This window comes from Mesorhizobium sp. PUT5 (genome assembly GCF_052216645.1).
In the GTDB taxonomy this organism is placed as follows: Bacteria; Pseudomonadota; Alphaproteobacteria; order Rhizobiales; family Rhizobiaceae; genus Mesorhizobium.
Map to the genome: position 1 here is coordinate 2206785 of NZ_JBQOSO010000003.1, position 23997 is coordinate 2230781.

General features: G+C 65.5%; 24 protein-coding genes. 3 read left to right on the forward strand and 21 right to left on the reverse strand.

Annotated features, from left to right (window positions below; genetic code table 11):
- Nucleotide 1: 1 nt before the first annotated feature.
- From ACTDI4_RS12270 to ACTDI4_RS12325, 12 genes are all read right to left on the reverse strand, one after another.
- On the reverse strand, nucleotides 2–1411 hold the full coding sequence (locus tag ACTDI4_RS12270) for a cytochrome ubiquinol oxidase subunit I (protein ID WP_442841413.1): 1410 nt from the start codon (nucleotides 1409–1411) through the stop codon (nucleotides 2–4).
- Between the two features lie 113 nt (nucleotides 1412–1524).
- Nucleotides 1525–2382, reverse strand: coding sequence for an SUMF1/EgtB/PvdO family nonheme iron enzyme (locus ACTDI4_RS12275; protein WP_442841414.1), 858 nt, complete (start codon nucleotides 2380–2382; stop codon nucleotides 1525–1527).
- A 70-nt stretch (nucleotides 2383–2452) separates the two neighbouring features.
- On the reverse strand, nucleotides 2453–3571 hold the full coding sequence (nirK, locus tag ACTDI4_RS12280; RefSeq protein WP_442841415.1) for a copper-containing nitrite reductase: 1119 nt from the start codon (nucleotides 3569–3571) through the stop codon (nucleotides 2453–2455).
- 257 nt (nucleotides 3572–3828) lie between these two features.
- Complete coding sequence (locus ACTDI4_RS12285; protein ID WP_442841416.1) at nucleotides 3829–4299, reverse strand: YbaK/EbsC family protein; 471 nt, start codon at nucleotides 4297–4299, stop codon at nucleotides 3829–3831.
- A 15-nt stretch (nucleotides 4300–4314) separates the two neighbouring features.
- Nucleotides 4315–5133 (reverse strand): MBL fold metallo-hydrolase, encoded by an 819-nt coding sequence (locus ACTDI4_RS12290; RefSeq protein WP_442841417.1) that lies wholly within the window; start codon nucleotides 5131–5133, stop codon nucleotides 4315–4317.
- Between the two features lie 3 nt (nucleotides 5134–5136).
- Complete coding sequence (locus ACTDI4_RS12295) at nucleotides 5137–5931, reverse strand: TatD family hydrolase (RefSeq protein ID WP_442841418.1); 795 nt, start codon at nucleotides 5929–5931, stop codon at nucleotides 5137–5139.
- Entirely contained in the window at nucleotides 5931–7484 is a 1554-nt protein-coding gene (gene metG, locus ACTDI4_RS12300) for a methionine--tRNA ligase (protein ID WP_442841419.1), read from the reverse strand. The genes ACTDI4_RS12295 and metG overlap by 1 nt, the downstream gene beginning before the upstream one ends.
- 85 nt (nucleotides 7485–7569) lie before the next feature.
- Nucleotides 7570–8625, reverse strand: a complete 1056-nt coding sequence (locus tag ACTDI4_RS12305; protein WP_442841420.1) for a DNA polymerase III subunit delta' — start codon at nucleotides 8623–8625, stop codon at nucleotides 7570–7572.
- Nucleotides 8622–9299 (reverse strand): dTMP kinase, encoded by a 678-nt coding sequence (gene tmk, locus ACTDI4_RS12310; RefSeq protein ID WP_442841421.1) that lies wholly within the window; start codon nucleotides 9297–9299, stop codon nucleotides 8622–8624. Before tmk ends, ACTDI4_RS12305 begins: the two co-directional genes overlap by 4 nt.
- Nucleotides 9300–9364: 65 nt before the next feature.
- Nucleotides 9365–10531 carry a D-alanyl-D-alanine carboxypeptidase family protein gene (locus tag ACTDI4_RS12315; RefSeq protein WP_442841422.1) on the reverse strand — a complete coding sequence of 389 codons (1167 nt, stop codon included), beginning with the start codon at nucleotides 10529–10531 and terminating at the stop codon, nucleotides 9365–9367.
- A gap of 90 nt (nucleotides 10532–10621) precedes the next feature.
- Nucleotides 10622–11866: a septal ring lytic transglycosylase RlpA family protein gene (locus tag ACTDI4_RS12320; protein ID WP_442841423.1), complete on the reverse strand. Its 1245-nt coding sequence runs from the start codon at nucleotides 11864–11866 to the stop codon at nucleotides 10622–10624.
- 220 nt (nucleotides 11867–12086) lie between these two features.
- Nucleotides 12087–12956 (reverse strand): GntR family transcriptional regulator, encoded by an 870-nt coding sequence (locus ACTDI4_RS12325; protein ID WP_442841424.1) that lies wholly within the window; start codon nucleotides 12954–12956, stop codon nucleotides 12087–12089.
- On the opposite strand from ACTDI4_RS12325, the gene ACTDI4_RS12330 reads away from it, so the two are divergent.
- Together ACTDI4_RS12330 and ACTDI4_RS12335 are read left to right on the forward strand one after the other, a co-directional pair.
- Nucleotides 12946–13299 (forward strand): RidA family protein, encoded by a 354-nt coding sequence (locus ACTDI4_RS12330; RefSeq protein ID WP_442841425.1) that lies wholly within the window; start codon nucleotides 12946–12948, stop codon nucleotides 13297–13299. The genes ACTDI4_RS12325 and ACTDI4_RS12330 overlap by 11 nt on opposite strands.
- 28 nt (nucleotides 13300–13327) lie before the next feature.
- Entirely contained in the window at nucleotides 13328–14590 is a 1263-nt protein-coding gene (locus ACTDI4_RS12335) for a D-amino acid dehydrogenase (protein WP_442841426.1), read from the forward strand.
- A 46-nt stretch (nucleotides 14591–14636) separates the two neighbouring features.
- On the opposite strand, the gene ACTDI4_RS12340 is transcribed toward ACTDI4_RS12335, so the two are convergent.
- The 3 genes from ACTDI4_RS12340 to ACTDI4_RS12350 are packed head-to-tail and all read right to left on the reverse strand — an operon-like array spanning nucleotide 14637 to nucleotide 17657.
- Nucleotides 14637–15644, reverse strand: a complete 1008-nt coding sequence (locus ACTDI4_RS12340) for a phosphotransferase family protein (RefSeq protein WP_442841427.1) — start codon at nucleotides 15642–15644, stop codon at nucleotides 14637–14639.
- Between the two features lie 37 nt (nucleotides 15645–15681).
- A complete protein-coding gene (locus ACTDI4_RS12345; RefSeq protein ID WP_442841428.1) occupies nucleotides 15682–16893 on the reverse strand; it encodes an acyl-CoA dehydrogenase family protein in 1212 nt (403 codons plus the stop codon).
- Between the two features lie 8 nt (nucleotides 16894–16901).
- On the reverse strand, nucleotides 16902–17657 hold the full coding sequence (locus tag ACTDI4_RS12350; protein ID WP_442841429.1) for an SDR family NAD(P)-dependent oxidoreductase: 756 nt from the start codon (nucleotides 17655–17657) through the stop codon (nucleotides 16902–16904).
- A 132-nt stretch (nucleotides 17658–17789) separates the two neighbouring features.
- On the opposite strand from ACTDI4_RS12350, the gene ACTDI4_RS12355 reads away from it, so the two are divergent.
- A complete protein-coding gene (locus ACTDI4_RS12355; protein WP_442841430.1) occupies nucleotides 17790–18485 on the forward strand; it encodes a TetR/AcrR family transcriptional regulator in 696 nt (231 codons plus the stop codon).
- Between the two features lie 60 nt (nucleotides 18486–18545).
- On the opposite strand, the gene ACTDI4_RS12360 is transcribed toward ACTDI4_RS12355, so the two are convergent.
- The 6 genes from ACTDI4_RS12360 to ACTDI4_RS12385 all read right to left on the reverse strand — a co-directional run bounded on the left by ACTDI4_RS12360 (nucleotide 18546) and on the right by ACTDI4_RS12385 (nucleotide 23862).
- Nucleotides 18546–19352, reverse strand: a complete 807-nt coding sequence (locus ACTDI4_RS12360) for a maleate cis-trans isomerase family protein (RefSeq protein ID WP_442841431.1) — start codon at nucleotides 19350–19352, stop codon at nucleotides 18546–18548.
- 37 nt (nucleotides 19353–19389) lie between these two features.
- The gene (locus tag ACTDI4_RS12365) at nucleotides 19390–20148 is read right to left on the reverse strand and encodes an ABC transporter ATP-binding protein (protein ID WP_442841432.1); all 759 of its coding nucleotides are present in this window, start codon (nucleotides 20146–20148) and stop codon (nucleotides 19390–19392) included.
- Nucleotides 20145–20906, reverse strand: coding sequence for an ABC transporter ATP-binding protein (locus ACTDI4_RS12370; RefSeq protein WP_442841433.1), 762 nt, complete (start codon nucleotides 20904–20906; stop codon nucleotides 20145–20147). Before ACTDI4_RS12370 ends, ACTDI4_RS12365 begins: the two co-directional genes overlap by 4 nt.
- On the reverse strand, nucleotides 20899–21792 hold the full coding sequence (locus ACTDI4_RS12375; protein ID WP_442841434.1) for a branched-chain amino acid ABC transporter permease: 894 nt from the start codon (nucleotides 21790–21792) through the stop codon (nucleotides 20899–20901). Before ACTDI4_RS12375 ends, ACTDI4_RS12370 begins: the two co-directional genes overlap by 8 nt.
- Complete coding sequence (locus ACTDI4_RS12380) at nucleotides 21785–22678, reverse strand: branched-chain amino acid ABC transporter permease (RefSeq protein ID WP_442841435.1); 894 nt, start codon at nucleotides 22676–22678, stop codon at nucleotides 21785–21787. Before ACTDI4_RS12380 ends, ACTDI4_RS12375 begins: the two co-directional genes overlap by 8 nt.
- A 92-nt stretch (nucleotides 22679–22770) precedes the next feature.
- The gene (locus ACTDI4_RS12385; RefSeq protein WP_442841436.1) at nucleotides 22771–23862 is read right to left on the reverse strand and encodes an ABC transporter substrate-binding protein; all 1092 of its coding nucleotides are present in this window, start codon (nucleotides 23860–23862) and stop codon (nucleotides 22771–22773) included.
- Between the last annotated feature and the right edge of the window lie 135 nt (nucleotides 23863–23997).

The window sequence follows — 23997 nt, forward strand, 5'->3', positions numbered from 1 at the left end:
ATCAGTCGGCCTTTCCCTGTACCGAGCCGGGCAGGGCGCGGACCGGCCCTCCGGGACGGCCGCTCTCGATCTCTTCGAACTCTTCCTGCTCGTCCTCGGCTTCTTGCGGTCCCTTGCGCACGAACCGCGCCATGATCAGCAGTCCGGCCGGGAAGATCACCAAATAGGCGACCATATAGCCGAGCAGCGAGATCAGCACGTCGCTTCCGCTGAGCGACGGCGAGACCGAATCGGCGGTTCGCAGCAGGCCGTAGACCGTCCAGGGCTGGCGGCCTACCTCCGTCGTGGTCCAGCCGGCCAGCACGGCGACGAAGCCGAGCGGCGCCATCCATTCGCAGGCGCGCAGGAACCAGGTGCTGTCGTAGAGCCGGCCCTTCCAACGCAGCCACCAGCTCGCCACCACAACGGCCAGCATAAGCAGCCCGATGCCGACCATGATGCGGAAGGCGAAGAAGGGAATGGCGACCGGCGGCCGCTGGTCGCGCGGCCAGTCCTTCAGACCGCGAACCTCGCCGTTGAGGTCGTGCATCAGGATGAGGCTGCCCAGCACCGGCGCCTCGATCGCATAGCGGTTGGCCTCGTTCTGCTCGTCCGGCACCGCGAACAGCACGAGCGGCACGCGCCGCCCCGTTTCCCAGTGCGCCTCTATCGCGGCCAGCTTGGCCGGCTGGTGTTCGAGCGTGTTGAGACCATGTTCGTCGCCCAGCAATATCTGCAAGGGCACCAGGACGGTGAGCAGCCACAGCGTCATGGACAGCATGCGCGTGCCTTCCGCCACGAATCGACCCCGCCGGATGAGCCATGCCGCGACACCGGCCACGACGAAGGCGGTGGTGACGTAGAAGCCGACGACTGTATGGCCGAGACGATAGGGGAAGGACGGGTTGAAGATGATGGCGAACCAGTCCTTGGGATAGAAGCGGCCATCGACCAGTTCGTAGCCTGCCGGTGTCTGCATCCAACTGTTGGCGGACAATATCCAGAAGGAGGACAGCAACGTGCCGAAAGCCACCATCAGCGCCGCGACGAAATGTGCCCAGCGTGGCACCAGGCTGCGCCCGAACAACAGGACGCCCAGGAATGCGGCCTCCAGGAAGAAGGCGGTCAGGCCTTCATAGGCGAAGAGCGGCGATAGGACGTTCGCCGTGGCGTCGGAGTAGCGGCTCCAGTTGGTGCCGAACTGAAAGGGCATGACGATGCCCGACACCACCCCCATGCCGAAGGCGACGGAGAAGATCTTTATCCAGAAGCCGGAAATGCGGAAATAGATCTCGCGCCCGGTGAAGAAATGTATGCCTTCCAGAAGCGCGATGTAGGAAGCCAGCCCCACCGTGAAGGCCGGCAGCAGGATGTGCCAGCCGACGACCCATACGAACTGCAGGCGGGACAGGAGCAGGGGATCGAGTTCCATCGATTGCCTTGCGCGCGCTGGTCAAGGTTTTCCCGTTCGGGATCGCAATGCCAAGATAGCGCATCAGGCCGATCCAGCAAGGCCGGCCTGCAACCGAAGATTGGAACCGGCGCTCAGCTCATCGCGCGCGCCACCAGCGCCTTGAAGCTGGCCAGCAGGGAAGGGGCTTCCCGAACCAGCCGGATGCCGAGATTGTCCGGCGCGATGCCGGCGGCGCAGCCGCCGCTCTTGCCGTCGCGGATGAAGTTCGACATGTAGCCGCGGTGACGGCCGCCGACCACGCGAACCCCGCAATTCTCGATGCTCTGCGCCACGCTGCCGTCCGCCGCAATCGTGGCGCGCATATAGCAGCTCGTCGTCCATTCCCAGACATTGCCGGCGACATCCGCAAGGCCCTTGCCGTTCGTCCCGAAATGGCCGAGCGGCCTCGGCTCGGCATCGCGCGGGCCCGTGCCGGACTCGGCGCGATAGCGCGCCAGCCAGCGGGCGACGGGGTTGGCGCCGTCGTCTTCCACCCCGAGCGCGTCGTCATTCATGCGCTCGGCGGCCGCAAAGGCCCATTCCTCGTCGGAGGGCAGGCGCCAGGTGTCGCCGGTCTTTTGCGACAGCCACGCGGCATAGGTGACGGCATCGCGATAGCTCACCCCGGTGACGGGCATGTCGGCGGAAGCCTTGCGGCCGCCTTCCGGCGCCTCGCACGCCCCATCGGCCACGCAGCCGGCATAGTCGGCAGCGCTGACCTGGAATTTCATGATGTCGAATCCGCGCCGGAAGGTCACGTTGCGCTTCGGTGCGTCGACCGGCCAGTCGGCCTTGAGATATTCGCCTGGCAAGCGAAAGACGAAGGAGCCGGGCGCCACCGTTACGGTCTCGACGGGCATTGCGGCCCTGTCTGCCGGATGCCACAGGACCGGAGCGGCGGCGAAGGCCAGTACCGTTGCCGCCAGGGCTGCGGGGGTCGCCAGTTTCATGACCATATCCTCCAGAAAAAGGCCCGCCGGAAACCGACGGGCCGCCCGTTCGACTGCTCGCGCTCGCCCGTCAGTAGGTTGCGATCGGAGCCGGAGCCTTCACCTGCGCCATCAGGTCGTTGTCCCATTCGCCGTCCACCATGACATGAGCGGTGGCGCCGAGTTCGGCCGCCTCGATGAGGTTGTGGTTGACGTAGGCGTAGATGCCCGGCTGCCGGAAGGTGTAGAGCGCAGCCGCGGCCGATCCGCCGCGCACGAACCAGGTCTCGAGGTCCTTGGCCGGGGGATTATGGAACTTGCCCATCTCCCACACATGGTCGCCATGGCCGCCGATCAGGTGAGGGCGCGTGTCGCGGTTGGCCTGCGAATGCACGAACAGCACCGTTTCACCGACATTGGCCTTCAGCGCGTTGTCGCCCGTGAGCGCACCGACCTTGCCGTTGAAGACGACATGGGTGGGAACCAGCCCGCGCATGACCTTCAGCGTGTCGTCGTAGCTCTCGCCCAGCGAGGCGTAGTTGCGGAACTTGCCGTTTTCGTCGCGCGGGATGTAGAAGTCGTTCTCGCCGATGTAGAAGAGGCGGTCGTATTTCAGCGGCTTGCCGTTCTCGTCCTTCAGCCCGTCGCGCGGCAACACCATGATCGTGCCGCTCATGCCCGACACCACGTGCCAGGGGATCATGCCCGCAGGTGCGCAGTGATAGACGAAGGTGCCGGCCCGCGTAGCCTTGAAGCGCAGCGTCGCCTGCTCGCCGGGGTTGACCTCCGTCAGCTTGGCGCCGCCCAGGGCGCCGGTCGCCGCATGGAAGTCCACATTGTGCGGCATCTCGTTGGTTTCTGGGTTGACCAGCGTCAGTTCGACATAGTCGCCCTCGTGCACCACCATCATCGGCGCCGGGATCGAGCCGTTGAAGGTCATGGCCTGCAGGGTCGTGCCTTCGTCGTCGATGACCATCGGCTGCTCCTTGATCGTCAACTGGAACTCGACGATCTTGGGGCCGCCCGTGGCGACCTGCTCGTGCGCATGCACGAAGGGCGGGGCGACCAGCGCGACCTTCTCGCGCGGCAGCTTGCTCACATCGACGGGCTGCGGCTGCGCGCGGGCCGGCGTGGCCGACATGGCCGCCAGCACCGCGGCGGTTGCCGCACCGGTGACCGTACCCAAAAGAGCTTCGCGTCTCGTCAGCATCTTTCCATCTCCTTCATGAAGGTTGCCTGTCTTCATGGCCAGGAAACTAGGACGAGTTGCGCAAACGCTCTTTGTTGCAGCGCAACAATCGCTCGCAAGTGCAAAATGTCGCACCTGGATGGCAAAGGGCGCATAGGAGGAACGGGGACGAGAAAAGGAGCCGGCGCCTCACGATACGAGAGGCTCATGTAAAAGTCGCATAAGATAGATTATGGAACCGATGCTTGTGCCGTTCGGCTTTATGTCGTGGCCACGAACTACGCCGCCAGCGGCACCACGGCTGCCTTTGCAGCCTTGACCAGCGCTGCCGGCGCAGCGGCAAAGACCGCGTCATGCGCCCCGGCCGCGGCCCAAACGCGCTCGAAGCCCAGCAGCGTCTCGTCCGCAAAAGCAGGAATGGCGATCAGGTGGCCGAGCGGTGAAACGCCGCCGATGGCAAAGCCGGTCTGATCGCGGATATGGCGCGGCTCGGCGCGCTTCAGCGCTTCTCCCGCCAGCGCGGCGGCCTTGCCGAGGTCGAGCTGGTTAGAGCCCGAGACCAGGAACAGATAGAGCCTGTCGCTGGTCTCGCCTTGAAAGACCAGCGACTTGACGATCTGCGCCACCGTGCAGCCGCATTGCTGCGCGGCTTCCTCTGCGGTCCTGGTGGACGCGCCCATGCGCCTGACCTCGATGTCCAGCCCGGCATCCGCCGCAGCCTGTGTTACGCGCTCGATACTTCCCGCCATGAAGAACTCGCCATTTCACATTGAATCATAAGCTATTTCCACGATCATGCCGTCATATCCCGGCTCGACACGCGCAGGCGTCTCGGCCATCACCGTGTCGTAGTCGAGCGGCACGTGCATATGCGTCAGCACCGCCTTTCTCGGCGCCAGCTTCTCGATCCATTCCAGCGCTTCGCCCAGCGAAAAATGGCTGGGGTGCGTCCTGTATTGCAGTGCGTCGATCACCAGCAGCTCGAGCCCGCCGAGCCGTTCGGCGGTCGCCTTCGGAAAGGCGCTGACGTCGGGGCAATAGGCCAGCCCGCCGACCCGGAAACCGAGCGAGACGATGTCTCCGTGAACCTGCGGCAGCGGCTGGAAGGAGAGGGAGCCCCCCTCGCCCGCGACAACCACCGGCCGGTCGTGGTCGATGGTGCGCGCCCACAGGATCGGCGGATAGGAACTGCCGTGCGGCGTCTCGAAGCAATAGCCGAAGGCCGCTCGCAGCCGCTCCATGGTGGGTCCGTCGGCATAAATGTCGATCAGCTTGCGCTGCTCCAGGACGAAGCCGCGCAGATCGTCTATGCCGTGGATGTGGTCGGCATGCGGATGGGTGTAGATCACCGCATCGACACGCTTCACGCCCGCCATCAGCATCTGTGCGCGAAAATCCGGCCCGGTGTCGATGACCACGGTGGTCTTTGCGCCGCTGGCCGAGATTCGCTCCACCAGCGCGGCCGCGCGCATGCGCCGGTTCTTCGGGTTGGTAGGGTCGCAATTGCCCCAGTCGCCGGTAATTCGCGGCGTGCCGGGCGAGGAGCCGCAGCCGAGCAGGGTGAAGCGCAGCCGGTCGCCCACCGCTCAGCCGCCCCTTTGCGTCGGGCGCGGCATCTTGGAAAACAGCCGGAAGACGTTCTGCGTGGTGATGTCGGCGACTTCCTGCTCGCTCACACCGATCGTGGCCGCCAGCACCTTTGCCGTCTCGGCGACATAGGCAGGCTCGTTGCGGCGGCCGCGATGCGGCACGGGGGCCAGATAAGGCGCATCCGTCTCCACCAGCAGCCGCTCGCGCGGCACCCGCGCTGCGATCTCGCGCAATTCTGCCGAGTTCTTGAAGGTGATGATGCCGGAAAAGGAGATATGGCCTCCCAGCGCCACGCCCACCTCCGCCAGCCGCGGGCCGGAGGAAAAGCAGTGCAGGATAAAGGGGAAGGCCCCCTTCCCCGTCTCCTCCTCCAGGATCGCGGCCATGTCTTCGTCTGCCGAACGCGCATGGATGACCAGCGGCAGGCCTGTCTCGCGGGCGGCGGCGATGTGGGTGCGCAAGCCCTGTGCCTGCGCCTCGCGCGGAGCGTAATCGTAGTGGTAATCGAGCCCGGCCTCGCCGATCGCCACCACCTTGGGATGCGCGGCAAGGCGCACCAGCTCGGCCGCGGTCACGTCCAGCTCTTCCGCGGCGTTGTGCGGATGGGTGCCGACCGAGCAATAGACCTCTTCGAAAGATTCCGCGATCTCAAGAACCTGCTGGAACTTCCTGACCCTGGTCGAGATCGTCACCATGCGCCCGACCCCGGCCGCCAGGGCGCGGGCGACGATATCTTGCCGCTCCTCGGCGAAATCCGGAAAGTCGAGGTGGCAATGGCTGTCGACCAGCATCAGGCGTTTCCATCCACAGGCTCGACATAGCGCGGAAACACCGGCTGCGGCGCCGGCAGCGCCGTGCCGGGCATCAGCGCATGGTCCGCTGCCACATGGCCGAAACTTCTCGCTTCATCGCCCACGGCCAGCATGTCGAGCAGCTTGCCCGCCGAAGTGGGGATAAAGGGCTGGCACAGCACGGCCACCCTCCGGATCACCTCTGCGGTCGTCCACAGCACCGTCTCCATGCGGGCGGGGTCGGTCTTCTTCAGCGCCCAGGGCTCCTGCGCGGCGAAGTAACGATTGGCCTCGGCGACGACGGAGAAGATCGAGGCCAGCGCCACATGGATGCCCTGTTCGCCCATCGCCTTGCGCGCGGCGTCAAGGGCCTCCACCGCCCGGTCGAGGATGTCGCGGTCGGCTTCCAGGAGGTCGCCGCGCTTCGGCACCTGGCCGCCGCAGTTCTTGGCGATCATCGACAGCGAGCGCTGGGCCAGATTGCCGAGATCGTTGGCGAGGTCGGCATTGGTGCGATTGACGATGGCCTCGTGGCTGTAGCTTCCGTCCTGGCCGAACGGCACCTCGCGCATGAAGTAATAGCGCACCTGGTCCAGCCCGTAGTGGTCGACCATGGTGAACGGGTCGACGACGTTGCCGACCGATTTCGACATCTTCTCGCCGCGGTTGAACAGGAAGCCGTGGGCGAAGATGCGCTTCGGCAGCGCAATCCCGGCCGACATCAGAAACGCCGGCCAGTAGACCGCATGGAAGCGGATGATGTCCTTGCCGATGATGTGGGCGTTCGCCGGCCAATAGTGCCAATTCTCCGAGTTTTCATCAGGATAGCCTGCGGCCGTGATGTAATTGGTGAGCGCATCGACCCACACATACATCACATGCTTGTCGTCGCCCGGCACCGGCACGCCCCACTTGAAGGTCGAGCGCGAGATGGAAAGATCGCGCAGGCCGGATTTCACGAAGCTGACGATCTCGTTGCGGCGCTCGGCCGGGCCGATGAAGTCGGGGTTGGCTTTGTAATGGGCCAGCAGCCTGTCCTGATAGGCCGAGAGGCGAAAGAAATAGGTCTGCTCCTCGTTCCATTCCACCGGCGAGCCGAGCGGTTCGCGCCGCACGCCGTCTTCGCCCACCGTGGTCTCGGATTCGTCGAAATAGGCCTCCTGGCGCACCGAATACCAGCCGGAATAGCCGCCGAGATAGATGTCGCCATTGGCCGCCATCTTTTCCCAGATAGCCTGGCTGGCGCGGTAGTGGCGCGGTTCGGTGGTGCGGATGAACTGGTCGTTGGAGATGCCGAGCTTTTCGTCCATTTCGCGGAAGATCGCCGAGTTGCGGTCGGCGAGTTCCTTCGGCGTGATGCCTTCGGCCTCGGCGTTCTGCTGCATCTTCAGGCCGTGCTCGTCCGTTCCGGTCAGGAAGAACACATCCTTGCCGTCGAGCCGCTGGAAGCGCGCCAGCACGTCGGTGGCGATGACGTTGTAGGCGTGGCCGATATGCGGCTTGCCGTTCGGGTAGAATATCGGCGTGGTGACGTAAAATTTTTCGCGTGACATGTGCGGACCGTCGGAAATCTGAAATGGAATGATGTCGGGCGTGAATTATCGCATCGGGACGGCGATTGCCATCCCGCACCACGCGTCACATTCGCATTGCAGAATTCAGGCGGTCGATCATCGTGAGCGCGTGCTGCTTCTTGTCGAGATTGTAGGTTTCGGTCTCAGATATCGCGTCCAGAGCCTCTTGCCAAGCATCCGACAGCGCTTTGGCCCTGGCAAGGTCGCCGGCAAGCGCGGCAGCGCTGGCGCCGTCGGCAAGCAGATCGAGCGCATGGCGGTTGAAAATGCCGAACTGCACCGTCTGGTCGCGGCCGGCAACCGCCTCCGCAAGCCGGTAGGCCGCGGCGACGTCCATGCCGGGCGCCCTCGCCAGCGCGCTTAGCGCCTCGGCGATCTCCAGCCCGCCATATTGGGTGAGCAGGACCGCCGCACGGGCGCTGCCCCCTGCCCTGACCGCCAGCGCAGCGCGCGCGGCCGGTTCCTGCGGCGGTGGCGGCTCCAGCCCGTCCAGGACCCGCATCAGATCAGCCTCGCCGAGCGGGTTGAGCCGCATCATCTGGCAGCGGGAGCGGATCGTGGGCAGGAGGCTGCCGGGCGCATGCACGATCAGGATGAAGAGCGTGCGCTTGGGCGGTTCTTCAAGATTCTTCAGCAACGCATTGGCGGCATTGGTGTTCATGTCGTCGGCCGGGTCGATGATGACCACCCGGTGGCCGCCATCATGCGACGTCATCGACAGGAAACCGCCCACCTTGCGGATCTCGTCCACGGTGAGCACGGTCTTGAAGGCCTTGGTGCGGTCATTGAGCGGCCGCGTCAGGTGCAGCACCGAAGGATGCGCGCCGGTGGCGATCTGGCGAAACAGCGGCGAGGCCGGGTCGGGCGCATCGAGCGTTTCCGGCGCCGAGGCGGGTTGCGGATATTTCAGCAGGTGGTGCGCCAGATGGAAGGCCAGCGTGGCCTTGCCGATCCCGAGCGGGCCGGCCAGGATCAGGGCGTGTGGAAGTTTGCCGGCGCGATAGGCGGCGGCAAGGATCGACGCCGTTTCGGAATGTCCAAAAAGGCGCAGGGTCTCGGCCGGCGACGGCACGCCGTCCAGCATGTCGTGCTGCTCGGGGGCGATCCGTTCGAACATCATGCCGGCGTCGCCTGTCGGCGGCCGCGCGCCGGCAGCTTCACTTCCAGCGCGGCAAATATGGCGGCTGTCACACGGTCTTCCACCACGCCCATGTCTCCGGAAGCATCGATGACGATGCAGCGCTCCGGTTCTGCGGCCGCGATCGCCAGGAATGCGTCGCGCCGGCGTTGATGGACGGCCAGCGTTTCCTTCTCGTAGCGGTCGGGCGCGTCGCCGGCACCGCGCCGGTCGCCGGCACGCCGCAGCCCCTCCTCGGCGTCGAGATCGAGAATGAGCGTCCGGTCCGGCACCATGCCATTAACGGCAACGCGCTCCAGCGCGCGCATGAAGGCGGGGTCGAGCCCGCCGGTGACCCCCTGATAGACGCGCGAGGAATCCATGAAGCGGTCGCATAGCACGATGGCGCCGCGATCCACGGCCGGACGGATGACCTGCTCGACATGGTCCGAGCGCGCGGCGGCGAACAGAAGCGCCTCCATGCCCGGGCCGAACGGCTCGGCGGCGCCCGACAGGAGCACATGCCGCACCGCTTCCGCGCCGGGCGAACCGCCCGGCTCGCGGGTCACGACCACATCGTACTTCTTGGCGCGCAGCTTGGCCGCCAGCCGGGCGATCTGGGTGGACTTGCCGGCGCCCTCCCCGCCCTCGAAGGTTATGAAGAAGCCTTTGGCCAATAGTCGCGCCTTCGCTCGTCTGCGTCCCATGCGCAATGTGCGCCGGGTGTCATAATCCGTGCCACCTAACGAAGCCAGCCCACGGCCAACTCCTTCAGCGCGTCGAGCGCGCGGTCGGGCAGCGTTCCGACCTCGACCGTCTCGGCGGCGTATAGAGGCGTTTCCTGGCTCAGCGTGTCGCCGATCCATACCCGCAACGAACCCACCCTCTGGCCTTCCTCGACCGGCGCCGGCAACGGCCCGTCATAGACGATGCGCGCCGTCAGCTTGTCGCGATTGACGATCGGCAGAAAGATATCCACCGGACCCTTCGCCTTCAAGCTCACACCCGATTTGACGCCACCGAAAACCTGCGCCTCGCCTACCACCTCGTCCATGGCGAAAATCTCGGTCTTCTCGAAGGAGCGCAGGCCCCACTCGATCAGCTTGCGCGCCTCTTCCGCCCGCTCGCGGTCGCTGGCCAGCCCGCTCATGGCGGCGATGACGCGCTTGCCGTTCTGCACGGCTGAACCGACGATGCCGAAGCCGTCCTCCTCGCTCGCGCCCACGGCCAGCCCGTCGGCGCCGATGTCCATCGCAAGCAGCGGGTTGCGGTTGCGCTGCGAAATCTTGTTCCAGGTGAAGTCCTTGAGGCCGTAATCGGCATAAAGGTCCGGATAATCGCGCCACAGATGCAGGGCCAACAGCGTCAATTCCCGCACGGTCGTCTTCTGCCCCGGGGCCGGAAGTCCGGTCGCGTTGACGAAGGTCGACATCTCCAGCCCGATCTGGCGCGCGCGCTCGTTCATCTGCATCGCAAAATTCTCCTCCGAGCCGGCATAGCCCTCGGCGAAGATGATGCAGCCGTCATTGGCGGCCTGCACCGTAACGCCCTTGATGAGGTCTTCGAGCGGGATGGAGGATTTCAGGGCGGCGAACATGGTGGAGGCGCGGGACGGCGCCCCGCCGGTGCGCCAGGCATGCTCGCTGACCACGAACGTGTCTTCCCGCTTCAGCCGGCCGGTCTTGATGGCGTTGAAAGCCATTTCCATCGTCATCAGCTTGGCCAGCGAGGCCGGCTGGATCGCCTTGTCGGCGTCCTTGGAAAACAGCACCGTGCCCGTCCCGGCATCGATCATGAAGGCCTCGGCCGCCTTGGTCTCGAAAAGCTGGGCCGCGGCGGGCGCAGCACATGCCACGACCAGCGCGGTGCTCAGGAACCCGGCGAGAAACCGACGAAGACGACGGATCATGCGAATGGAAAGCCCCGCGTTCGGCCAGAGAGAGACCGCAAGGCTATCAGGCTTTGCGGGCGGATCAACAACCGGGCCGCAAGGGCCGCCTCAATCGCGCACGGCAATAGCGTCCGCAGCGCCGTGCGACCATGCCGCCTGCAGCATGGCGTCCAGGTCGGCGCGTCCGTCCGGGTAGAGATTGACCGAATACCATATCTTGCCACCGGCGCCGTCCGGCCGGCTCTGCTCGATGCCGATTCGTCCAAATCCGGCAAGCTGCGCCGCGATTGCCCTGGCTTGCGCGGCATCCGCATAGGAACCCGCCGCGACATAGTCGCGGCTGTAGGCAGCCGCGGCGGCGGGATTGGCGCGCTTCCACGCATTTGCCAGATCGTCCGGGTTCACCCGCCCTGCCTTTTCGAAAGCGTCGAATGCGCGCGCCGCGCTTTGCACCCGCTCGTCCGCGTAGGACAGCGAGGCGATGGCGAACGGCACCTGCGAAGGCAGGGCAAGGTCCGGCCGCTGCGGCACGATGGGGCCGAATTCGGGCAGCGCGATGCCGTCAAAGGACGGGGCCTGCGCCGACAGCACCGGCTGGACGGCGGTCGCCTCGGCCAGCATCTGCTGGGGGAACGGCACGGGCATCGGCGCGGGACGGGCGCTGGGGGTCGATCCGTTCATGGCGATCATCACCCCGGTGGGCAGGCCGACCGACGGGTCCGGAGCCCGGTTGCCCGGATGGTACGATGCCATCAGATACCGGTCGTCATCGCCGTCGAGCGGTGCGCGCCCGACATATTCCACCTTGACGTTGGCGGTGCCGACATTGGCGTAGTCGAGCATTTCGGCCGCGCGCTGTGACAGGTCGATGATGCGGCCTTCATGATAAGGGCCACGGTCATTCACCCTCACGATGACGGAACTGCCGTTGGCCAGGTTGGTAACGCGCGCATAGCTCGGCAGCGGCATCGTCGGGTGCGCCGCGGTCAGGTGGGCGGTATCGTAGACTTCACCATTGGCGGTCAGCCGGCCGTGGAAGGCGTCGCCATACCAGGAGGCGCTGCCGACCTTGGCGTAGCGCTTGTCCTCTTTGGGATAGTACCACTTGCCGCGCACCTGATACGGTTTGCCGAGCTGGTCGCGTCCGCCGCCCCGCGGAATCTTGCTGCCCGTGGCTACCCGGGGGCTCGCCTTCACGCCGTATTCGCTCTCGGCGAAATACTCCTTGGACCGCTTCTTGACGGCCGCGGCCCTGGGTTCGGGCGAAGCGCAGGCGGCCAGCAGGCCGGCTGAAACCACCACGAACATGAAATCGGATGCGCGGCGAAGACGCTGGCGCGTCAATGTCTGCATTTCTTCGATGGTCCCCTCAGGCCCGACGGCGGCACCGCGACACGATACATTTGCGAAAGCCAAGGCAAGCCGCTGATGCACGCATCCGACGCCCCGGTCCCCAAAGTCCATCTGCGCAGGAATTGCTTATCAGCAGATTAACCAACTATGTCCTGAACCCGGCGAGATTGTGGCACAATCGCGCTGCCGCCGGTTCCAGGGTTTGGCTGCGATCCGCCGCTCAGCCGGTGCGGCCGAAGAAGATCCGCGCCAGCCCTTCCTTGGTGACCTCCACGGCATGAGCCGAACTCAGCGTGATGTGCCGTTCGATCAGTTCGCCGCCGGCCTCGCCGTCACGGCGCCTCAGGCAATCTATGATGGCGGCGTGCTCGTCATACAGCCCGCCGCGGCGCCGGCTGCTTTCCAGATCGATCCTGCGGAAAAACCGGATGAGCGAGTTGATCCCTTCGAGGGCATTGAGCATCCGCTCGTTCTTGGACAGGCGCACGATGGCGGTATGGAAGGCTTCGTCAGCCTCGGCCACCCTGGCCCAGTCCGTGGTGGGGCCCAGATTGCTGTTGTCGTGCCACAGGGCGATGGCATCGCCGATTTCGGCGTCGCTGCCGCGCTGGCAGGCGAAGCGGAACGCCGCCCGCTCGATGGCCGCGCGGAGCTCGTAGAGCTCCTGCACCCCTTCAGGCGTTATGTCGCGCGCATAAAAGCCCCTGTTCGGCACGAAAGTCATGAAACCGTCGCGCGCCAGCCGGTTCAAGGCCTCGCGCACGGGCGTGCGCGACACGCCAAGCCGGGCCGCAAGCTCGACCTCGTTGACACGTTCGCCCGGCTTGAACCGGTACTCCACGGCAAGCTCCTTGACCGCTTCGTAGACCTTTTCCACGCTGTCGGCCGCCCGTCCGGTCTTTGCCTGCCGGGGCTGCTGCCGGGATTGAGCGGCGTCCGTTGCAGCGCGTTTTTCATTGATGTTCATGACTTTCTCCGCATTGGCCCAGTCTTGCCACGGCCAGGTGCAGTTCACAATCCTCTTGTGGATACACTTATGTCCACATATAGTGAGTCCTATCAGAAACGGAGGTTTTCCCATGAGCGACATCAAGCGCATCGAACCAGGCGCACGCATGAGCCAGGCCGTCGTCCACGGCGGCGTGGCCTATCTTTCCGGCCAGGTGGCGCTTGACGCCGGCGGACAGAGTGTCACCGCCCAGACCACCAACATTCTCAGCCGCATCGATGCTCTGCTCGCCGCGGCAGGCACCGACAAGACCAAGCTGCTGTCGGCGTCGATCTGGCTTTCCGACATCTCCACCTTTGCGGAAATGAACGCGGTATGGGACGCCTGGGTCGCGCCCGACTGTGCGCCTGCTCGCGCGACCGTGGAATCCAAACTCGCCGCGCCGCAATTCACGGTGGAGATCGCCGTGATCGCGGCGCTCTGACCGTTCCCGCAGCAGACGGAGAAGCAGCATGCGCGTGATTGTGCTCGGCGCCGGAGTCGTCGGCGTTACAACCGCCTACGAGCTCGCGCGAGACGGGCATGAGGTCACGGTGGTGGACAGGCTTGCCGAGGCGGCGGCCGAGACCAGCTTTGCCAATGCCGGTCTCGTCGCGCCCGGCCATGCCTATACATGGTCCTCGCCCAAGGCGCCGCGCATCCTGCTTCGCTCCCTGTTCGACGACGGCCAGGCGCTGCGCTTCAGGCCCAGCCTCGACCCGCGCCTGTGGTCGTGGTCCTGGAAGTTCCTGCTGAACTGCACGGCCGAGAAGGCGCGCACCAACACCAAGCGCAAGGTGCGCCTGTGCCTGTACTCGCAGGAGCGCCTGAAAGGCGTCATCGCCGATACGGGCGTGGAATATTACGGCCGGGAGGGCGGCCTGCTCTATCTCTACCGCAAGCCCGAATCCTTCGCGCGCGGCGCGGCCAACACGCGCATCCTGTCCGAGGAAGGGCTGGACCTGCGCGCCATCGATCCCGGCGAAGCCGCGCGTATCGATCCGGCGCTCGAATCCGTGAAGGACAAGTTTGCAGGGGCGGTCTATTGCCCTTCCGACGGCAGCGGCGACGCCCGCGTCTTCACCCAGAATCTCGCGCGCTTCTGCGCCGACAATCTCGGCGTCAAGTTCATGTTCAACACCTCCGTCGACGGTTTCGAAAGCAAGGGTGACAGGATCACCGGGGTGAAGACGTCGCGAGGCGTCATTTCCGCCGACGAATATGTTCTGTGCCTCGGCGTGTTCGCGCCGGATTTCGCCAGGACCTTGGGCGTTTCGCTGCCGATCTATCCGATCAAGGGCTATTCCGTGACCATGCCGCTCGACGGCAGCAACAATCCGCCTTCGATCGGCGGCGTCGACGAGGACAATTTGGTCGCCTATGCGCGTTTCGGCGACCGTTTGCGGGTGACGGCGACCGCCGAGTTCGCGGGATACGACAAGTCGAACCGCCCCGAAGACTTCAAGCATATGCTTTCGGCCATCCGCGACATTTTCCCGAACGGCGCGAATTACGGCGCGCCGCAATACTGGGCCGGCCTGCGGCCGATGACGCCCGAAGGCACGCCGATCTTCGGCCGTGGCGGGCGGTACAGCAACATGGTCTTCAATGTCGGCCACGGACATATGGGCTGGACCATGTCGGCGGGATCGGCGCGGATCACCGCCGATATCGTCAAGCGCGCGAAGCCGGATTTCGATCCGGCCGGCATGATGGTGAGCGGCCGCCGCTTCTGATCGCAAATCTTGCGCCGCGCACCCGAAACGAGGGCCGTCGCCGGGGCTAGCAACCGGAAATGATGTCCCGCGCCCTGGCGGCGAATCGCCTCGCCAGCGGGGCGACGTCGGCGGCATCGGATGCGGCGGCATTTCCCGCGCGCGCCCTATCTGCGATGCCGACGAAGATCACGGCGAAGCGGAACAGCGAAAAGACGACGTGGAACGGCTCCAGCGGCTCGGTGGGCGCGGCATGGGCGAAATAATGCTCCACGAAGGTCCGCTGGTCGGGAATGCCGAGCGCGGCGAGGTCGAGGCCCCGGATGCCGCCATATTCGTCAGGCATCGATTCCCAGGCGATGCAGCAGAAACCCAGATCTGCGAGCGGGTGGCCGAGCGTGGACAGTTCCCAGTCCAGAATGCCGATAACCTGCGGCCTGTCGGGATGAAACAGCAGGTTGCCGAGCCTGAAATCGCCGTGGGCGATGGCGACGTGGCCGCTGTCGGGCGGCATATGGGCAGGCAGCCATGCCGCGACCTCGTCGAGCGCCGGAATGGGCTCGCTCGACGATTCCCGCCATTGCTTGGTCCAGCGGCCGATCTGGCGCTCGAAATAGTTGCCGGGCCGGCCATAGTCCGCGAGCCCGACCTCGTGCGGGCGCACCGCATGGAGCTTCGCCAGGGTCTCGGCCATGGCGAAATAGATGGCGCGACGCTCCTGCGGCGCCATGCCGGGCAGCGCGCAATCATGGAAGACGCGCCCTTCCAGCCGCTCCATCAGATAGAAGGGCGTGCCCAGCACGGCATCGTCGGCGTGATAGAGCACCGGCTTCGGCACCGGCACGTCGGTCGGCGCCAGCGCCTCCAGCACCCGGAACTCGCGATCGACGGCATGAGCGCCGCGCAGGATCGGACCCGCCGGCTTCTTGCGCAGCACCATGCGGCGCCCGCCGAAATCCACGAAGTAGGTCGGGTTCGATTGACCGCCGCCGATGCGTTCGAGCCCGAGTTGGCCCTTGCCGAAGCGCTCCGTCAGGAAGTGCTCCAGCGCGGCGGGATCGAAATCGGCGTTCATTGCACGTTCCCCTGCTGCGGATGCCTGCATGCCATGTTCAGGCATTCGCCGCGACGTTCCAGCGCCAGAAGTCCGCGCCCTCATCGTTGAGGAAGCGGTTGAGCACCATCTTGTGCACCTCGTCGGCGCCGTCCACGAGGCGGGCCTGCCGCGCATAGCGGTAGATCCATTCCAGCACCGTATCCTTCGAATAGCCACGCGCGCCATTGATCTGGATGCCGACATCGGCTGCGTCATGCAACAGGTTGGCGACATGGATCTTGGCCATGGAGACCTCCTTGCGGGCGAAGCCGCCGCGGTCGAGCTCCCATGCCGCCTTCATCACCAGCAGGCGGCCGATCTCGATGCGCATGGCAAGGTCGCCGAGCTTGACCTGGATGCTCTCGCGGTCAGCCAGGCGCACGCCGAAGCCTTGACGCTCCGCAGCGTAGGCGCGGGCGATCTCGACACAGCGCTTGGCCAGCCCCAGCCAGCGCATGCAATGGGTCAGGCGCGCGGGGCCAAGCCGGGTCTGGGTGACCTTAAGCCCCCTGCCCTCGCCCAGCAGCAATTCGTCCGCCGGGATTTCCAGGCCATCGAATTCAAGTTCACAATGGCCGCCATGCTCTTCCGGCCCCATGATGTCGATGCGGCGCCGGATACGCCAGCCGGGCTGGTCCTTGTGGAACAGCAGCGCCGAAAGGCCATGGCGCGGATCGTCCGATGTGCGGGCGATCAGGATGAAATGGCTGGCCTCGCCGGCCCCGGTGATGAACCATTTGCGGCCGGTCACGACATATTTGTCGCCGCGCTTTTCCGCCCGCGTCATGATCATCCCCGGGTCCGAGCCGCCGCCGGGGTGCGGCTCGGTCATGGCAAAGGCCGAACGCACCTTGCCCTCGACGATCGGCTTCAGCCATTTTTCCTTCTGCTCGGGCGTGCCCAGCGCCTCAAGCACCATCATGTTGCCGTCGTCCGGCGCGGAGGAATTGAACACCACAGGGCCGAAGATCGAGCGGTTCATCTCCTCGTAGCAGACCGCCATGCCCATTCGGCCGATGCCTGCGCCGCCGGTTTCGGGCTTGAGTTGCAGGCACCACAGCCCCGCCGCCTTCGCCTTGGCGCGCAGCGTCTCCAGCACCGGCAGGGCAATGTTCTCATGCGCGTCATAGGAGGAACGGTCTTCCTCCAGAGGCAGGATTTCGCGGGATGCGAAATCCGCGATACGGGCGCGGTAGTCCTCGACCTGGGGGGAAATCTCGAAATTCATGGGAATGCTCACAATGAGGAGACGAGATGGCCGCCATCGACTTCGATGGACGAGCCGGTGATGTAGCTGCCGGCGGCAGAGGCGAGCAGCAGCAGCGCGCCGTCGAGTTCCCGCGGCTGGCCCAGCCGGCGTTGCGGAATGCGCCTGACGAGTTGCTGGCCGGCTTCCGAGGCGAAGAAGTCACGGTTGATGGCGGTCTCGATATAGCCGGGGCAAAGCGCATTGACGCGGATGCCGTCGCGCGCCCACTCGAGCGCAAGCGCCTTGGTGAGTTGGATGACGCCGGCCTTGGAGGCCGCATAGGCGCTGACGTTGCCAGCCACGCGGTGGCCGAGGATGGAGGCGATGTTGACGATCGCGCCACCCCTGCCCGCTTCGCGCATGCCGCGCGCCACGGCCTGCGCGACGAGGAAGGTGCCTTTGAGATTCGTGTCCAGCACGCCATCCCATTCGGCCTCTTCAAGATCGAAAGCCCGCCCGGCGCCCGAAATGCCGGCGTTGTTTATGAGGATGTCGAAATCCACCGCCGCCTCGGCAAGCGCCGCGACCACGGATGCGCTGTCGGCAACGTCCATCTGGACGGCTTGCGCGCTGCCGCCGGCGGCGGCAACGCGGACGCAGGCTTCCTCCAGCGCTTCCTTGCGCCGGGCGGCCAGCACCACCGCCACGCCGTGCCGCGCCAGCAATTCGGCAAAATGCAGGCCGAGCCCCCCGGAGGCACCTGTGACCAGCGCGGATTTGCCTTTGAGATCTTCGAACAGCATCGGTGACACTTTCAAAAAACGAGCGAGCGCTCGATTTTCTTATCGCTCCTTTACCCCTTTTGCAACAGGCTCTTTGCTGCTATTTGCTGAGCCTGGGCCAGCGTCGCAGGCCGAAGCACAGGATGGACACGGTTGGACCTCGCGCGCCACAGGCAATGGACCGCCGCCTTCTCCACGGAGGCGCTCTGCCGGCGCATCCTCGAGCGGCATCGCGATGCCGTGCGTGTGCAGAAGCCGCATGTCGCGGTGGCAAATCTCGGGCGCATCATCGAGGCCACGCTGAAGCTGTCGAACCGGCAGGGCTTCCACGCCACCAGCCTGCGCGACCTGGCGCAGGCTTCCGGTCTCAGCATGGGCGGGCTCTACTCCTATTTCGACAACAAGGCCACGCTGCTGTCGATGATCCTCGGCGAGGTCTCGTCCACGGTGAACGAGGTTCTGCGGGCGGCGCCGGAAGAGATAGCCGAGGACCCGGCCGCCCATCTCAGATGGCTGATCGAGGCGCATGTGCGGCTGACGGAAGCCATGCAGCCCTGGTTCGTCTTCGCCTTCATGGAGGCCAAGTCGTTCCCGGCGGCCGAGCGCCGCATGGCTGTGGACAGCGAGGCGGCGACGGAAGAGATTATCGCCGCGGTGTTGCGCCAGGGCGCCCGTCACGGCGTCTTTGCCGTTGCCGATGCCGACCTGACGGCATCGTTGATCAAGCCGCTCCTGCAGGATTGGTACGTCAAGCGCGCCAAGCACCGCAAGCGGGGCACCGGCATCGACGCCTATATCGAGGCCGTCTCGTCATTCGTGGAAGCAGCGCTTCAACCGGCCCGCACCTGACCTCCGCTTCGCCTCGCAGATCCGACGGCGCCCCCGGTATCGCCGGCGGCGCGCTTCCGGTCAGGCGTTCGCGGCAAGCGGCGTCTGGTAAAGACGGCCCAGCCCGGAAATCGCATCCGCTATCCCCGCCAGCCTGAGCATGTGCCATGCCATGGCGTGGTTGCTGGAGGTGACGGGCTTGCCCAGCCGCGCTTCAACCCTTTCGGCGATGCGGGCAACGCGCAGGCTGGTGCAGGAGACGAATACCGCCTCGCACTCGTCGGACGAGCCGACCTGCACCATCGCGTTTTCGATCGCCTCGGCGGTGATGCGGGCGACGCGATTGTCGTCCGCTTCGTTGAACGAGCCCATGACAGGTATTTGCAACCCGCGCTCGATGAAGGCTGCCCGCAACGAGTGGTTGATGGAAGCGATGTAAGGCGTCAGCAGCGCGACGCGGCGGGTGCCAAGCGCCTTGAACGCCGCCACCGCAGCAGTCACCGGATCGGTGACCTTGACCTGCGGCATCACCTCCTGCACGCGCTTTGCCACCTGGCTCTCGCCGATCACCAGCGCTCCCGACGTACAACCGAAGCCGATGACGTCGAACGTCACGTCGGGGAGAAGCCTGACCGTGCCGGGGATATCGGCCTCCATCTTGCGGAGGTTGTCCGGGGTGATCTCCACCGGCGAATGAAGGCGGGCCTCGTAGAGCGCCGCCCCGTCCGGCAGGGCGAGGCGGAACTCATCCTCGATGGTCTGGTCGGTGCGCAGGACGAGCAGGCCGAGATTTCCCCTGCGGCCAACGCCGGCATCGGTCTCGAAAGCGATGTTTTCGATGTTCGAGACCAGGTCGGCGGTGTCGGTCGGCCTTGCAGCAATGGTCATGATCTGCCCTTCTTGGTTTGAATCCGGAGGCGCCGCATCAGGAGATCGCCGCCGGTTGCGGGGTGGGTTCGGCGGCAGGCGGGGGCTCTCCGCCGAGATAGAGATGGCGCATGGCGGGATCGGCGAGCAGATCGTCGGCCCGCCCCTCGATGGCCACCTTGCCGAGCGACAGCACATAGGCGCGATCGGCCACGCTCAATGCCTCGAAGGCATTCTGTTCGACCATGACGATGCACATGCCGGTGCGGTCGCGAATGTCGGCGATCGCGGCGAACACCTCATGCATCATCGCCGGGGACAGACCGGCGGAGGGCTCGTCGAGCAGCAGCACGCGCGGGCTGGAGATCAGCGCGCGGGCCAGTGACAGGATTTGTCGCTCGCCGCCGGAGAGCGCGGAAGCCTTGCGTTCCTGCTTGGAAGCCAGCGAGGGATATTGCGTCATCACCTCCTCATAGCGGGCGGCGCGTGCAGCCGGCGCCATGTGGCGGGCGCCGAGCAGGATGTTGTCGGCAACCGTCAGGGTCGAGAAGACGTTGTCGGTCTGAGGCACGAAGCCCATGCCGTGGTTCCTGATCCGGTCATGCACCGGAACCGCCCCGACATTGCGCCCCTCCATTTCGACCGTGCCGCCACGCGGCCTGACGAAGCCGGCGATGCATTTGAGCAGGGTGGATTTGCCGCAGCCGTTAGGGCCGAGGATGGTAACGATCTCCCCGCCAGAGGCTGCGAGGTCGATGCCCTGGAGGATATCCGGGCCGTCGCCGTAGCCGGCGCGAACCTTGTCGACCCGGATCATGCCAGCACCTTTTGTCGCTCGACGGATTTGCCCAGATAGGCCTCGACGACCCGTTCGTTCTTCGCCAACTCGTCCGGCGCACAATCGGCAATGATCTCGCCGCGGTCGAGCACGATGCAGCGGCTGCACAACTCGCGGATGAAATGCATGTCGTGCTCCACCACCAGCATGGCCACGCCGCGTCCATTGAACGCGCGCAGCAATTCCACCATGCGGCTGCGCAATTGCGGATGCACGCCCGCGGTCGGCTCGTCGAGGCACAGCAGCTTCGGCCTGGTGCGCAGGGCCAGGGCTATGGAAAGAAGCTTCTTCTGTCCGCCCGAAAGCGAGCTGGCGGGCTGATCGGCGACGGCTGTCAGCGCGAACTGCTCCAGCAGGACGTCAACCTGCGAGTGATCGCCCCGCCTCGGCGTGAAGGCGTCGAAAAGGCCGGCTCCCTCGCGCGAGCCCGCATGCAGAACCTGCCTCACGCTCATGCGATGCGGCATGGAGGGGAGCTGGAAGGTGCGGACCAGGCCGTGCCGGGCGATCCTGTGGGCTGGCATGCCTGCGACGCTTTCGTTGCGAAACAGGATCTCGCCCGCATCGGGCCGCGAGAAGCCCGAAACGACGTTGAGCAGGGTGCTCTTGCCCGAACCGTTGGGGCCGAGGAGACCCACGATCTCGCCCGCGCCGACCCGGAAGCGGACGTCGGCGAGCACCTTGTGCGCGGCGAACGCCTTGGCGACGGCCTCGACGGCCAGAACGGTATCAGCCATTGCCACGCCCCCCGATGCGTTCCGGAACGAGGCCCTGCGTGCGCCACATGAGGAAGGCCAGAAGTCCCCCGCCGACCAGCGTCAGACGCATGGCGGCCACGTATTCGGACGGAAGCTGGAACGCATCCTTCACGAAGGGCACGAACGCGAAGAGGAACTGCATGAGGAAGGCCCCGACGATGGCGCCAAGATGATTTCCGGAGCCGCCGATGATGACCATGGCCCAGATGAGGAAGGTCTCGGAGGCGACGAGCTGGTCGGGCCCGACGAAGGTGATGTAGTGGGCGAAGACGAAACCCGAGAGCGCCGCCATGACCGCCGCGACCATCAGCGTCTGGGTCTTCAGCACCGAAAGGTCGTAGCCGAGCGAGACGGCGAGCTGCGGCTCTTCGCGCATCAGCTTGAGCGCCAGGCCGTAACGGCTGCCCGTCAGCCGACTGCACAGCCACCAGGCCGCCAGCAGCAGCGCCAGGCACAGGCCGAGCGTCGCCAGAGGGCCGGCGGGGCGCGGCATGTCGCCGAACAGCAGCGGAATGCCGCCCACGCCCTGGGCACCGCCGGTCAGCCACGTTTCGTTGTTGGCGAGGATGCGCAGCACCTCGGCAACGGCCAGCGTGGCGATGCCCCAATAGTCGGCGCCGAGATTGCGGCCGAGCCGGGCGAAGGCCACGGCAACGAGAAGCGCGAACGCCACGCCCAGCGCGATGCCGGCCACCGGGCCGAGCTGATGGGAAAAGGCGATCGAGGCGCCATAGGTGCCGCAGCCGAACAGGATCACCTGGCCGAAATTGACCAACCCGGCAAATCCCACCTGCAGGTTGAGGCTGAGCGCCAGGAGCCCGTAGAGGCAGGCCATGATCGCGACATGGATGAGAAACTCAAACACGTTTCACCTCCGAGACGAACAGGCCGTAGGGCTTCACGAGCAGCACGACGACCAGCAGGAGGAAAGACGTGGCGGTGGCGTAGGCGGCGGGGATGAACAGAACGGATTCCCCGAAAAGCGGCCCGAAATTGACATTCGTCACCAGCGTCTCGGCCGCCGCGATCACCACGGTGCCGACGGCCGCTCCCAGTGCGTTGCCGAGCCCGCCGAGGATAGCCGCCGCGAAGACCGGCAGCAGCATGTCGAGACCGAGCTGCGCGCTCATTTCGCCCTTGACGGAAAGCCCGATGCCGCCGAGCGCCGCCATGACGCCGGACAGGAACACGACCGTGTTGGTGACCTTGCGGGTGTCGATGCCGGTCGCGCTGGCAAGCACCGAGTTCGTCGCGGTGGCGCGCATGCAGCGGCCGAGATCCGTGCGGAAAAGAATCGCCGCGAAGACGGCGATGGCAAGTGCGCTGATGGCCACCGAAATCATCTGATGCTCCGTCACGCGCGCGCCGAGAAAGCGCAGCGGCGGCTTGATGTCCAGCGCGAAGCGTTGCGGGCGCGGCCCCGCCGTGACCAGGAAAATCGCGGAGAAAAGCATGCTCAGCGCCAGCGAGCCGATCATGGCGATGGCCGGCCCGGCCCGCAGCAGACGCTCGAAGAGCGCGATGTTGAGGACAACCGCCAAAAGCCCGACCAGCGCGCAGGCGACAAGCCCGGCGATGACAAGCGGCAGGCCGATCATCTGCAGGAAAAGCGCCAGAAGCGCGCCCGCGGTCGCATATTGCACCAGCGCCACGTTGGGAAAGCGGATCAGCGAATAGACGCTGCTCAGACCGATGGCGATCAGCGCCATATCGACAGCGCGGATCAGGACATCGACGACAAACTGGACCATTGTGTTTTCTCTCGAGGCGTTTGCCACGCCCGCGCGGCGCACGGGCGGACAAAGGGCGGCGTTCGGCCAAGGCCTCCCGCCGCCCGAACCCGTCAGCGCGGCTGGGTGCCGTCGGCGATCTTCAGCTTGAGGTAGGGCTGCTTGGAGCGCTGCCGGTCGGCATCGAAGGTGATGTCGCCGGTCGCACCCTTGTAGCCGTTGCCGATCTCCTTGAGCGCGGCGGCAATGGCCTTGGGCTCGGTCAACCCGGCCTTGTCGATCGCCGCCGCCGCCATCATCACGGCATCGTATCCATAGCCGTTGAAGCTGGTCTTGAAGGGCTCGTTGTACTTGGCCTTGTAGGCGGCCTCGTAGGCCGCACCGTCGGGACCGACATAGTTGAGGTCGAGCCCGTACTGCCCCTGAACGAACTGCGGGTCGGCGTCGCTGGTGCACATCGACAGATAGATCGCGTACCAGGGGGTCGAGGTGAGACCAAGCTCGTAGGCCTCGCGGTTGACGGTCGCGGCTTCCTTGCCATAGGCGGAGTAGACATAGACGTCCGGCTCGCCGCGCTCCATCTGCTGCAATTCACGACGATAGGTGGTCTGGCCTTCGGTGTACAGGACCGTCGAGACCACCTCGCCGCCAAGCGCGGTGAAGGCCTTCTGGAATTCGTCGGCAACGCCCTGGCCATAGGCGTTGTTCGGCACGATCACCGCGGCCTTCTTCCAGTTGTTGTCGATGACGTCCTGGGCCGCGAAGCCGGAGGAGACGTTGTCGAGGCCGATGAGGCTGAACGAGCCCTCGCCCAGGTCGCGGATCTTGCCGCTCGACGAGCCGATGTTGAGATGCACGCGGCCTTCCTGCACCAGGTACTGGCCGACCGGAATGGTGATGCCCGACGAGTATTCCCCGATCACGACGGGCACGTTGTCGACCGTCACGAGCTTCTTTGCGGCATCGAGTGCCGATGGCGCGCGTCCGCCGGAATCCTCCACGATCACGCGCAGTTTCTGGCCGCCGAGCACTCCGCCCTTCTCGTTGATCTGATCCACCGCGACTTCAATGCCGCGACGCTGGTCGTCGCCCAAAGTCGCGCTCGCTCCCGAGAGCGGCAGCACTGCTCCGAGCACGACGTCCTGCGCGAGTGCCGGAGCACCCGACAAGGCAAGGCAAGCAGCCGCCAATATGGCTTTACGCATTCTTTCCTCCGAATTTGCTTCCGATCGCCGTCTCGACGTGCGCTCGGACAACCTCCACAGCATGCATGTATGCACGATTTTTAAACTAAGTGAATACACATCATCATGCAATAACCTACGACATCCGGCCGTTGC

What these genes read in the sequence shown, in the direction of transcription:
- ACTDI4_RS12270 (WP_442841413.1), bottom strand. Translation starts at nt 1,411, where the DNA reads ATGGAACTCGATCCCCTGCTCCTGTCCCGCCTGCAGTTCGTATGGGTC.
- ACTDI4_RS12275 (WP_442841414.1), bottom strand. Translation starts at nt 2,382, where the DNA reads ATGAAACTGGCGACCCCCGCAGCCCTGGCGGCAACGGTACTGGCCTTC.
- nirK (WP_442841415.1), bottom strand. Translation starts at nt 3,571, where the DNA reads ATGCTGACGAGACGCGAAGCTCTTTTGGGTACGGTCACCGGTGCGGCA.
- ACTDI4_RS12285 (WP_442841416.1), bottom strand. Translation starts at nt 4,299, where the DNA reads ATGGCGGGAAGTATCGAGCGCGTAACACAGGCTGCGGCGGATGCCGGG.
- ACTDI4_RS12295 (WP_442841418.1), bottom strand. Translation starts at nt 5,931, where the DNA reads ATGCTGGTCGACAGCCATTGCCACCTCGACTTTCCGGATTTCGCCGAG.
- metG (WP_442841419.1), bottom strand. Translation starts at nt 7,484, where the DNA reads ATGTCACGCGAAAAATTTTACGTCACCACGCCGATATTCTACCCGAAC.
- ACTDI4_RS12305 (WP_442841420.1), bottom strand. Translation starts at nt 8,625, where the DNA reads ATGATGTTCGAACGGATCGCCCCCGAGCAGCACGACATGCTGGACGGC.
- ACTDI4_RS12315 (WP_442841422.1), bottom strand. Translation starts at nt 10,531, where the DNA reads ATGATCCGTCGTCTTCGTCGGTTTCTCGCCGGGTTCCTGAGCACCGCG.
- ACTDI4_RS12320 (WP_442841423.1), bottom strand. Translation starts at nt 11,866, where the DNA reads ATGCAGACATTGACGCGCCAGCGTCTTCGCCGCGCATCCGATTTCATG.
- ACTDI4_RS12330 (WP_442841425.1), top strand. Translation starts at nt 12,946, where the DNA reads ATGAGCGACATCAAGCGCATCGAACCAGGCGCACGCATGAGCCAGGCC.
- ACTDI4_RS12325 (WP_442841424.1), bottom strand. Translation starts at nt 12,956, where the DNA reads ATGTCGCTCATGGGAAAACCTCCGTTTCTGATAGGACTCACTATATGT.
- ACTDI4_RS12335 (WP_442841426.1), top strand. Translation starts at nt 13,328, where the DNA reads ATGCGCGTGATTGTGCTCGGCGCCGGAGTCGTCGGCGTTACAACCGCC.
- ACTDI4_RS12340 (WP_442841427.1), bottom strand. Translation starts at nt 15,644, where the DNA reads ATGAACGCCGATTTCGATCCCGCCGCGCTGGAGCACTTCCTGACGGAG.
- ACTDI4_RS12345 (WP_442841428.1), bottom strand. Translation starts at nt 16,893, where the DNA reads ATGAATTTCGAGATTTCCCCCCAGGTCGAGGACTACCGCGCCCGTATC.
- ACTDI4_RS12350 (WP_442841429.1), bottom strand. Translation starts at nt 17,657, where the DNA reads ATGCTGTTCGAAGATCTCAAAGGCAAATCCGCGCTGGTCACAGGTGCC.
- ACTDI4_RS12360 (WP_442841431.1), bottom strand. Translation starts at nt 19,352, where the DNA reads ATGACCATTGCTGCAAGGCCGACCGACACCGCCGACCTGGTCTCGAAC.
- ACTDI4_RS12365 (WP_442841432.1), bottom strand. Translation starts at nt 20,148, where the DNA reads ATGATCCGGGTCGACAAGGTTCGCGCCGGCTACGGCGACGGCCCGGAT.
- ACTDI4_RS12370 (WP_442841433.1), bottom strand. Translation starts at nt 20,906, where the DNA reads ATGGCTGATACCGTTCTGGCCGTCGAGGCCGTCGCCAAGGCGTTCGCC.
- ACTDI4_RS12380 (WP_442841435.1), bottom strand. Translation starts at nt 22,678, where the DNA reads ATGGTCCAGTTTGTCGTCGATGTCCTGATCCGCGCTGTCGATATGGCG.
- ACTDI4_RS12385 (WP_442841436.1), bottom strand. Translation starts at nt 23,862, where the DNA reads ATGCGTAAAGCCATATTGGCGGCTGCTTGCCTTGCCTTGTCGGGTGCT.